Origin of the sequence: Corynebacterium sp. HMSC14H10 (assembly GCF_001807105.1) — a bacterium.
GTDB classification, from domain to species: domain Bacteria; phylum Actinomycetota; class Actinomycetes; order Mycobacteriales; family Mycobacteriaceae; genus Corynebacterium; species Corynebacterium jeikeium_D.
In genome coordinates, this window is sequence record NZ_KV787439.1 from 1 (window position 1) to 9,056 (window position 9,056).

Genomic DNA, 9,056 nt, shown 5'->3' on the forward strand with positions numbered 1-9,056 from the left:
CAGCCAACCAAACACATAAACTGCCTGGCCGCGCTGACCCCGAATACATTACACACACCCCACCAAAGACACAAAACCCCAGGTAAAATAGAGAAAACCACCACAAGCCACCACAGGAGAATCACTCCCTACGGTTCTGAAGCATCCAGAACCGAAGACTTGCGATGGTTTTCCGCACCGCGTGTTTAACTAGCACCGTGCGCTTAGCCGTTAGCCACTGACCAGAGGCCAACAATCACTAGCTAACCCGTTCAACCGATGCGCCAAGAGAATTGAGTGTCTCTACGAAGCCCGGGTAACCGCGATCAATGTGATAGACATCGTGCACCTCAGTGACGTCACCTTCTTCAGTGCACAGCCCAGCAAGCACTAGTCCCGCTCCGGCGCGAATGTCCGAAGACCACACAGGTGCCGAACTCAACGTTTCCTTTCCGCGAATCATCACGTGATGACCATCGATAGTCGCGTCAGTGCCGAGGCGAATCATCTCGTCGACAAACCGGAAGCGCGACTCAAAAACGTTCTCGGTAAGCACCGACGTCCCTTCGGACACCGCAGACAGAGCAATGGCCATGGGCTGCATGTCCGTCGGAAAGCCAGGGTAAGGCAGCGTTTGGTAGTTCACACCCTGCGGACGCCCGTCCATACGCACGCGGAAGCCCTGCGGGTAGGTCTCGACCTGAGCGCCTGCGTTCTTCAGTTTTTCCAGAGGAAGGTGCAGGTATTTAGGGTTAATGCCAACGACCGTAATATCGCCGCCGGTCATCGCTGCAGCATAAGCCCAGGTCCCTGCGATAATTCGGTCGCCGACGACCTTGTGCTCAGTCGGGTGCAGCTTCTCGACGCCCTCAACCGTGATGGTGTTAGATCCCGCACCCGAAATCTTGGCGCCCATCTCCACGAGCATCTCGCACAGGTCGACAATTTCGGGCTCACGGGCGGCGTTATCCAGCACAGTCGTACCTTCCGCTAGTACGGCCGCGGTCAGAATATTCTCGGTCGCGCCGACGGACGGGAAGTCCAGCTTGATGTTCGCCCCCTTGAGTCGCCCCGCCTCAGCCACCACGCAACCGTGGTGAATATAGGTGCGCGCGCCCAATTTCTCCAGGCCAGCCTGATGCATGTCCAGCGGGCGGGAACCAATAGCGTCACCACCGGGCAGTGCGACAATCGCGTTACGGGTACGCGCCGTCAGCGGCCCGAGCACACAGACCGAAGCGCGGAACTGGCGCACGGCATCGAAGTCGGCGTGATGCGAGAGTTCTTCGGGCACCGTGATCTCAATCCGGTCGCCCTCGCGCGTAACGGAGCAGCCGAGCCCTTCGAGGACCTTTTGCATCAATGGCACGTCATCAATTTCAGGGCAGTTCGTCAGTACTGTCGTGCCCTCGGCGAGAAGCGCCGCACCCATCAGTTTCAGAACCGAGTTCTTCGCCCCGGAAATCTGAACCTGACCATTTAGCGTCGCTCCGCCTTTAACCAGAAATCGCTCATTTCCCACTCCCCCAGCCAACCACATTTCGCAATATCGCGCTTAGGCTTGAAGCTATGAGCGTTCATCTAACTCGCATTTACACTCGCACCGGCGACGACGGCACCACTGGATTATCCGATTTCAGCCGCGTTCCCAAGGATGATTCTCGCCTTATCGCCTACGCCACGTGCGAGGAGGCCAACGCCGCACTCGGCCAGGCGCTCAGTTTCGGCACGCTTGACGACGAAATCTCGGCTGTCATTCGCTACGTGCAGAATGACCTATTTGATGCCGGAGCCGACCTGGCAACACCTATTGAAGAAAACCCGAAGTACCCGCCGTTGCGTATCGAGCCGGATTACATCGAGCGACTCGAGCACTGGTGCGACCAATTCAATGAACAACTGCCGAAACTGGATTCCTTCATCCTCCCGGGAGGCACACCAGCCGCAGCACTGCTACACACAGCTCGGGTGATTACTCGCCGAGCCGAGCGTGCAGCATGGGCTGCCTGCCGCGAATTTCCCGAAACCACCTCAGTCCTACCGGCGAAGTATCTCAATCGCCTGTCTGACCTGTTGTTTATTCTTTCGAGAGTGGCCAATGACGGAAACGACGTTAAGTGGATCCCCGGTGGTGAGCGCGAAGCCCAGCGGCAAGCAGGGGGTAAGTAGCGGAGCAAGTAGCAGAACTGACTACCCCAATACCCGCGGGTTTGGGCGCAAAGGAACCGTCGTCAAGCGGTTTACGGCAGTGCGCCGATGCGACGGGCCGCGTTGACGGCCTCGTAGCGAGTATGGGCGCCCAGCTTGCGCATTACGGAGCGGAGGTAGGACTTAACCGTCTCGGCACCGATGCCCATTTCCTCTGCGGCCTCGACGTTGGTGTGACCGAGGGCGACACAGGCGAGAACATCGAGCTCACGAGCCGACAGCTTGGTGGTCTGCTTGACGCGAACCGGGGTGACCATCTGGTCACAGAGCACCTCGAGTTCCTGGCGCAGCTTCTCGTCATCCACACGGTTAGCGAGCATGCGCAGCTTGGAGTGCGTGGAACGAACCTGCTCCCACTCAGCGCCATTCATGATGCGGCCGCCCTTACCGTTGCCAGAACGATCCATGTTGCGGCAGGCATCGACGACAGCGAGGTCCTGCTCCAGGCAACGGGCGGTCATTGTGACCTCTTCAAGAACCTTGTCCCCCAGGCGCACCGAGGAGTGCACGCCACCGTAGAGCACGCCACGGACAAGACGCGAAACGATCACCGGCACGGCGACCAGCGAGTGCAGGCCTTCGTCACGAATCTTGTCGTCATACTCATGGGTAATAACCTTGGCGCGCAGGTAGTCACTGACACCCACCGGGCGACGCGTGGCCAACACGCGACCACCGACACCCGCGCCCGATTCCACAGTCAGATTCTGCAGGGCCGGAGTACGCAGGCCAACCCAGTTGTTGATCTGCATCTTCGAGTTATCGGTGACTTCCGCATACATTGTGACCGGAATACCAGTCGCATTCTTTAGGGCGACCAAGGACGACTTAATAACCTCATTGTCGTCCAGAATGCGGTGGGGATCCATCTCGCGTCCTCCTGCGTAACGGGCAAATTGCTTCACTGGTACCCACAAAGGCACCATCAGCCTGTGACTTCGCGCCGACTTACGCTCCTACGAAATGGCCAACTACCGCTCAGCGGCCACTGACCCTTTCGGGGGCTGTAAACCGTACAAAGTAGATAGTACCCTCCGAACGGGTACACCTGCATTAAGGCATCCGTCACACAATCTTAGGAAACAACTAGGTTTCTCTACAAGTACGTAAAGAAAACACCAGGATAAATCCTGCCATTAGCCCCGCTGTCGCCAAATAGGCGCAAGGCAGGGGGTAACAATTTTTCCGCTAACAAACTGCGTGAATGTTGATAACGGAGGGTAATGAACAGCGTTTTACCCCCAATGCGGACATTTTCGAAAAAAGACCTTCGCTTATTTAGTTCATTGCGCTATTGTTATCACTGCAACAGGTTTTGTTGAGTTCCACTTTCAATGCTACGTCCTCCACGTGGTTGTCCGAAGGTGGTGCACAGCAAACGCAAGAGGGAATCCGGTGCAATTCCGGAACTGTCCCGCAGCGGTAATCTGGAACAAAATTCGCCAACGGCACTGAGGTTATTTCAACCTTGGGAAGCGGCGAAAAGTAGGAAAACTGATAATAAGGTTCTGCACGTAAGCATCGAAGCAAGCGGCAGTCGTCATCCCCTTATTGTCGGTCACGCCAGAAAGTCCGAATACCTGCCTGATGCGCCGAGGACACTGCAAAGTGCCACGGCCACGGAGATCGCCCGCGGACAGGTGTGACGTGAAATGGAAGCGAAGAAATGCGACAGCTTCGCCTATATTTCTAGGCCTATTTTCATAGGCATTACGCCCTGCCCGCGGGCGTTTTTCTCATTTTTAGCGCGGTTTAGCTGCACATATCGATGAGCTATTCACCAACCAAGCCACTCGCCTAAACATCCTCTGGATGGCACACATCTCGCCCAATCGCCTTGGAGACCACGGGCGCCCAGGGCAAAGCCAGTCGAGCATGTTCGACCAACCGTCGATCGGCCAAAATTTCTTCCTTGGCGCCGACGCGCAGTTTGCCGTCGGCAAGCACCGCTGCCCTATCGGCGAAATTCCACGCGAAGTCGATGTCGTGCGTGGCGACGACGACGGCAGTGCTCTGATCGCGCAATTGATTGAGCGTGTGTGCAAGCTTTCGGGTCGCCTGCGGATCGAGGCCGGCGGAGGGCTCGTCGAGAAGCAGCACACGCGGATGCATCGCCAGCGCACCAGCGAGAGCGACGCGCTTGCGCTGACCATAGGAAAGCTGGTGCGGAACGCGTTCGGCGAGATCGGTGATCTCGGCGGTACCTAGAGCCTGCCGGACGCGCCGTTCGACTTCCTCGTTCTTAAGCCCCAGGTTGACGGGACCGAACGAGACGTCTGCAAACACGCTAGCCGCGAAGATTTGCTCATCCGGATCCTGCGTGACCATCTGCACTGAGCGACGGACCGCATTGCGGCCGTGCCGGGAGTACGTGTAGACGGTGCCGTCAAGGCGGACCTCACCACTATTGGGCTTAGACGCTCCCGCGAGCATACGCAACAGCGTGGACTTGCCCGAACCGTTTGCCCCCAACAGCGCTAGGCGCTCGCCACCCGAAATTGCCAGATCCACGCCTTTCAGAACGTGGGTTTCGTCGTAAGCGTATGTAACTGCAGCCGCTTCGACAATGACACCGTTGGCACCATGTACGTGATCAGCGCGATTTTTCCTGCTGCTCGACATCCCTATACACCCCATTTCAGCAGCGCCCAGGCCGCAATCAACGACAAAAGTAATGCACTGGATATCACGATGAACTTCGGCTGCCTGGGCCGCGAAATCACCAGTACTTTCATTGCGCTCGGATCGGCGCGCAGCTCGATTCCCTCTTGCATCTTGCGCGCGCGGGTAAAGGCAATGACAAAGAGGCTGGCGGACTGTGCCGCTACATCTCGGATCATCGCCCGGCGCGTGGAGTGTCCCAAGCGTCGTGCTTGCGCTTCCGTCATTGAGCGCGCGGAGTGAATCAGCACGCCAGTCATCCGATAAATCACCTCGGCGAGGTACGTCAGGTACCGAGGCATGCCGTGCTTGTCGAGCCAGGCAATGAGCTCCGAAATCGGAGTGGTCAGCGCAAAGACCATCGTGCAGCTGATACCCGCAAACGAACGCATCACAACCTGCGTCATTCGCTGCGGGCCATCCGGCGACCACGCAAGGCCGTCGGAGGTAAGCGCTACCAAAAGCGGAAATGCGCCGACGAGCACAAAAGCCGCCGGTGCCAGCACCATTGCCGCATACAGCTTGCGGGGCACTCGGGCTATGTACGCAATAGACCAAGCAATGACCGCGATGACCGGTGCAAAGGGAATTGGCGGTAGCGCAACCGCCAGAATCAGCAGCCCACCGAGCAGCAGAATCTTTTCACCCACGTTGCGGCGTGCCCAAGCGCTGCGCGCCGCTGCAGCTTCTAGCGCATTCACTGCTCTTTCTCGCGCTTGTCCGAACGCGCAGCAGCCTTCCCTCGGTAGAAGCCAATAACGTAGAACAGGACGCCAGCACCGATAACGGCCTGGAGCGCGAACAGACCCGACTCGACCTCACCCGGCAGCTCGCCGACGAGTGGCTCGAACCACGGCTCGTAGTTCGGGTCGATTTCCTGAATTGTCTCCGTAGCGGTGGCATCAGTGCCGGCGAACGGCTCCTCGGCGTCGTCGTCCCCGTAGTTGAAGAACAGCGGGAACATGGCAATTACGACTACCAGGACAATGAGACCAACGCTGACCCACACGGAGTTCTTCTTCGGCTGGCTAGCTGCCTGTGCGTCGACAATCTGCGCGTTGTTTTTTGCATTCATAATCGTGCTCTCTTTCGCTTCTTTTCGCTTGACGACGGCTACCGCTTCTGGCCGGATACGGATGCAGCTGCCGCATTCTGCGAAGTGGCAGATCCTGCGACAGCGTCGGTCGTGGTGTCTGCATCCTTTGCGTCCAGCGCCGGTGCTGGCGCATCACCGAAGCTGGACAGGAAGCCGAGATCGAGGAGCTCAGAATGTGCCACGGCCAGCAGGGTGCGCATGAGAATGACGGTGACCAGAGCCTCGATGATTGCCAGCGGAATCTGCGTGATAGCGAACAGGCCGAGGAATGTAGCCAGAGCGCCGCCGACACCGCCCGGGTTTGCCGGGTGTGCAAGAGCGAGCTGCATGGAGGTCACCACGTAGGTGGAGAGGTCAGCCAAGAACGCTGCCATAAACACACCTGGTAGTAGGCCTCCGCCGAGCTTTCGAGTCAATACGTAGAAGGCGTAGCCGACCCACGGGCCGACGATTGCCATGGAGAAGATGTTCGCACCGAGCGTCGTAATGCCGCCGTGAGCGAGCAAGATTGCTTGGAAGAGCAACACGATGGAGCCAAGCAGCGCCATCACCGGAGGTTTGAAGATTACAGCACCAAAACCTGTACCCGTCGGGTGCGAAGTGGAACCCGTCACGGATGGAATCTTGATTGCGGAAAGCACGAAGGTAAACGCGCCGGCAGCACCGAGCAGCATGCCGCTACCGGGATGTTCTTTCATAGTGCGCTTGACTTGAATTGCGCCGTGAATGACAAAGGGAGCGGCAGCTACGCCCCACCCAATGCAATGAGTAACTGGGAGAAATCCCTCAGCAATATGCATGATGTAAATCATCTTTCTACGGCGCTATTCACCTCGACAGCACCGCTCGACCGCCAATCCGCGGACGCGAATTGGATGATTTACAGTCGGTCTCCTGGCTGATGGGCTGAGGAAAGCTTCACACTTCTATTAATGCTTCGTCTCCTTCCCCAAAGGTTTGAGTCCCCCTGAGTGGCTTCGACGAAGCACCGCAATCGCTGAGTCCATTGTCTGCGTTTTCCGGTTGTCGCATATAACCGCTGTGCAGATAAGGGCCGCAATCGCGCCCAATCACAGTGGCGAGGGCCGCTGCCTATTTACAAGGCATTCCCGTGCACTGTAAATCACGTCTCAGAATAGTGGATTCTAAGAAACTTTAATGCTCTTTACCCTCACAATGGAGGTAAGGACGAGCAAGGCAATGAGATAGCGTTAACGTGGCAAGAGCAGGAGCATTGCGACAATAGCGGTGCGACTGCGACGACGCCGGCCGCGGCGACTATGACGGTGGCAACACCGGAACTGACAGCTTCCACTTCCCTACGCAAGCCATGAAATAGACGAACTGGTCTGTACTAATTGCAGGATCAGGCGTACACTACGGCTACACGCGAAAACTCATTAGGAAGTCCTCTGTGATTTCCGGAATGGATAAGATTAATGACTATTTATAACGATGTCACTGAACTGATCGGCAACACCCCGCTGGTTAAGCTCAACCGTGTTACCGAGGGCCTGCCGGGCAACGTGATTGCCAAGCTGGAGTTTTACAACCCTGCCAACTCGGTCAAGGATCGCATCGGCAACGCAATTATCGATGCCGCCGAGCGCTCTGGCGAGCTCAAGCCGGGCGGAACCATCGTCGAGGGCACCTCGGGCAACACCGGTATCGCGCTGGCAATGGTCGGCGCAGCCCGCGGTTACAAGGTCATTCTCACTATGCCGGACACCATGAGCCAGGAGCGCCGCGTCGTTCTGCGCGCATTTGGCGCTGAGCTTGTACTCACCCCGGGCGCGGATGGCATGCGCGGTGCTGTCGATAAGGCCAACGAAATCGTAGCTAACACCGACAATGCAATCCTGGCTTCCCAGTTCGCCAACCCGGCCAACCCGGCTATCCACGAGGCAACCACTGGTGAAGAAATCTGGGAAGCTACCGACGGCAAGGTTGATTACTTCGTGGCTGGTGTCGGCACCGGCGGCACCATTACCGGTGCTGGTCGCGCGCTGAAGAAGCACAACTCGGACATCAAGCTGGTTGCCGTTGAGCCGAAGGCCTCCCCGCTGCTGACCGAGGGCACCGCCGGCCCGCACAAGATTCAGGGCCTGGGCGCAAACTTCGTCCCAGAGGTTCTCGATCAGGAGCTTCTCGACGAGATCATTGCGGTTACCAACGAGGACGCTATTGAGGTCTCCCGCAAGGTCGCTGCAGCCGAGGGCATCCTCGGCGGCATTTCCGCCGGTGCAAACATCAAGGCTGCTCTCGAGATTGCAGCCCGCCCGGAGTCCGAGGGCAAGAACATCGTCGTGATTGTTCCTGACTTCGGCGAGCGCTACGTCTCCTCCATCCTGTACGAGGATCTGCGCGACTAAGACCAAGCGCTATAAACGCCCGTAACCTTCTCTGCAGAGCCCGCTAGCTGGCACTTTCCGTCGGCAAGCGGGTTTTTGCATTGCCCACACTTCCGACCAGATAGAATTGACGCCCATGAGTGACTTTTTCCGAATCCTCAAAGAGGATCTGGACAATGCCCGCGCGCACGACCCAGCTGCGCGCAGTGATGTAGAAAATGCCATTGTCTACTCCGGCCTACACGCAATCTGGATTCATCGATTCTCGCACCGCCTCTGGAAACGAGGCGGGATTTCCAAGGGCATTGCACGAGTACTCGCACAGTTTTCCCGTTGGCTGACTGGTATTGAGATTCACCCAGGCGCTCAAATTGGCCGAAGGTTCTTCATCGACCACGGTATGGGCATCGTCATTGGTGAAACCGCAGAGATCGGTGACGGCTGCATGCTCTACCACGGCGTGACGCTTGGCGGCCGCTCACTGGAGAAGGTAAAACGCCACCCCACCCTGGAGGACAACGTCACCGTCGGAGCAGGTGCGAAAGTCCTTGGCCCCATCACAATTGGTGCAGGCTCATCAATCGGCGCCAACTCCGTGGTCACCCACAGCTGCCCACCCGATTCCATCGTGATAGGAATTCCGGGCCGCGTACGCCCTGCCAAGCCCGAAGAGCACAAGCCGTTGTGCGATCCGGCGGTGTACGTCCAGGGTGACGGAGACTTCATCTAGCCCCGCCCTAAAACTAGCTCTACATACAAAA

General features: G+C 57.7%; 9 protein-coding genes and 2 riboswitches. Of the genes, 3 read left to right on the top strand and 6 right to left on the bottom strand.

Annotated features, from left to right (window positions below; all coding sequences use genetic code 11):
* Positions 1-238: 238 nt before the first annotated feature.
* A complete protein-coding gene (murA, locus tag HMPREF3135_RS07800; RefSeq protein ID WP_224433880.1) occupies positions 239-1,501 on the bottom strand; it encodes a UDP-N-acetylglucosamine 1-carboxyvinyltransferase in 1,263 nt (420 codons plus the stop codon).
* Positions 1,502-1,548: 47 nt separating this feature from the next.
* Here murA and HMPREF3135_RS07805 point away from each other — a divergent pair, with 47 nt between their 5' ends.
* The gene (locus HMPREF3135_RS07805; RefSeq protein ID WP_049173053.1) at positions 1,549-2,148 is read left to right on the top strand and encodes a cob(I)yrinic acid a,c-diamide adenosyltransferase; all 600 of its coding nucleotides are present in this window, start codon (positions 1,549-1,551) and stop codon (positions 2,146-2,148) included.
* A gap of 71 nt (positions 2,149-2,219) precedes the next feature.
* Here HMPREF3135_RS07805 and ramA read toward each other — a convergent pair whose 3' ends face one another.
* From ramA to HMPREF3135_RS07830, 5 genes are all read right to left on the bottom strand, one after another.
* A complete protein-coding gene (ramA, locus tag HMPREF3135_RS07810) occupies positions 2,220-3,056 on the bottom strand; it encodes an acetate metabolism transcriptional regulator RamA (RefSeq protein ID WP_005511953.1) in 837 nt (278 codons plus the stop codon).
* Between the two features lie 476 nt (positions 3,057-3,532).
* Positions 3,533-3,790, top strand: a riboswitch (cobalamin riboswitch).
* Positions 3,791-3,984: 194 nt separating this feature from the next.
* On the bottom strand, positions 3,985-4,809 hold the full coding sequence (locus HMPREF3135_RS07815) for an energy-coupling factor ABC transporter ATP-binding protein (RefSeq protein WP_049190261.1): 825 nt from the start codon (positions 4,807-4,809) through the stop codon (positions 3,985-3,987).
* A gap of 2 nt (positions 4,810-4,811) precedes the next feature.
* The gene (gene cbiQ, locus HMPREF3135_RS07820; RefSeq protein WP_070439048.1) at positions 4,812-5,549 is read right to left on the bottom strand and encodes a cobalt ECF transporter T component CbiQ; all 738 of its coding nucleotides are present in this window, start codon (positions 5,547-5,549) and stop codon (positions 4,812-4,814) included.
* Positions 5,546-5,923 carry an energy-coupling factor ABC transporter substrate-binding protein gene (locus tag HMPREF3135_RS07825; RefSeq protein WP_049173058.1) on the bottom strand — a complete coding sequence of 126 codons (378 nt, stop codon included), beginning with the start codon at positions 5,921-5,923 and terminating at the stop codon, positions 5,546-5,548. Before HMPREF3135_RS07825 ends, cbiQ begins: the two co-directional genes overlap by 4 nt.
* Positions 5,924-5,961: 38 nt before the next feature.
* Positions 5,962-6,744 (bottom strand): energy-coupling factor ABC transporter permease, encoded by a 783-nt coding sequence (locus HMPREF3135_RS07830; RefSeq protein WP_083280637.1) that lies wholly within the window; start codon positions 6,742-6,744, stop codon positions 5,962-5,964.
* Between the two features lie 66 nt (positions 6,745-6,810).
* A riboswitch (cobalamin riboswitch) is annotated at positions 6,811-7,080 on the bottom strand.
* Positions 7,081-7,383: 303 nt separating this feature from the next.
* On the opposite strand from HMPREF3135_RS07830, the gene cysK reads away from it, so the two are divergent.
* Together cysK and epsC are read left to right on the top strand one after the other, a co-directional pair.
* The gene (cysK, locus tag HMPREF3135_RS07835; protein WP_070439054.1) at positions 7,384-8,316 is read left to right on the top strand and encodes a cysteine synthase A; all 933 of its coding nucleotides are present in this window, start codon (positions 7,384-7,386) and stop codon (positions 8,314-8,316) included.
* Between the two features lie 115 nt (positions 8,317-8,431).
* Positions 8,432-9,025, top strand: coding sequence for a serine O-acetyltransferase EpsC (epsC, locus tag HMPREF3135_RS07840; RefSeq protein WP_070439056.1), 594 nt, complete (start codon positions 8,432-8,434; stop codon positions 9,023-9,025).
* Positions 9,026-9,056 lie beyond the last annotated feature (31 nt).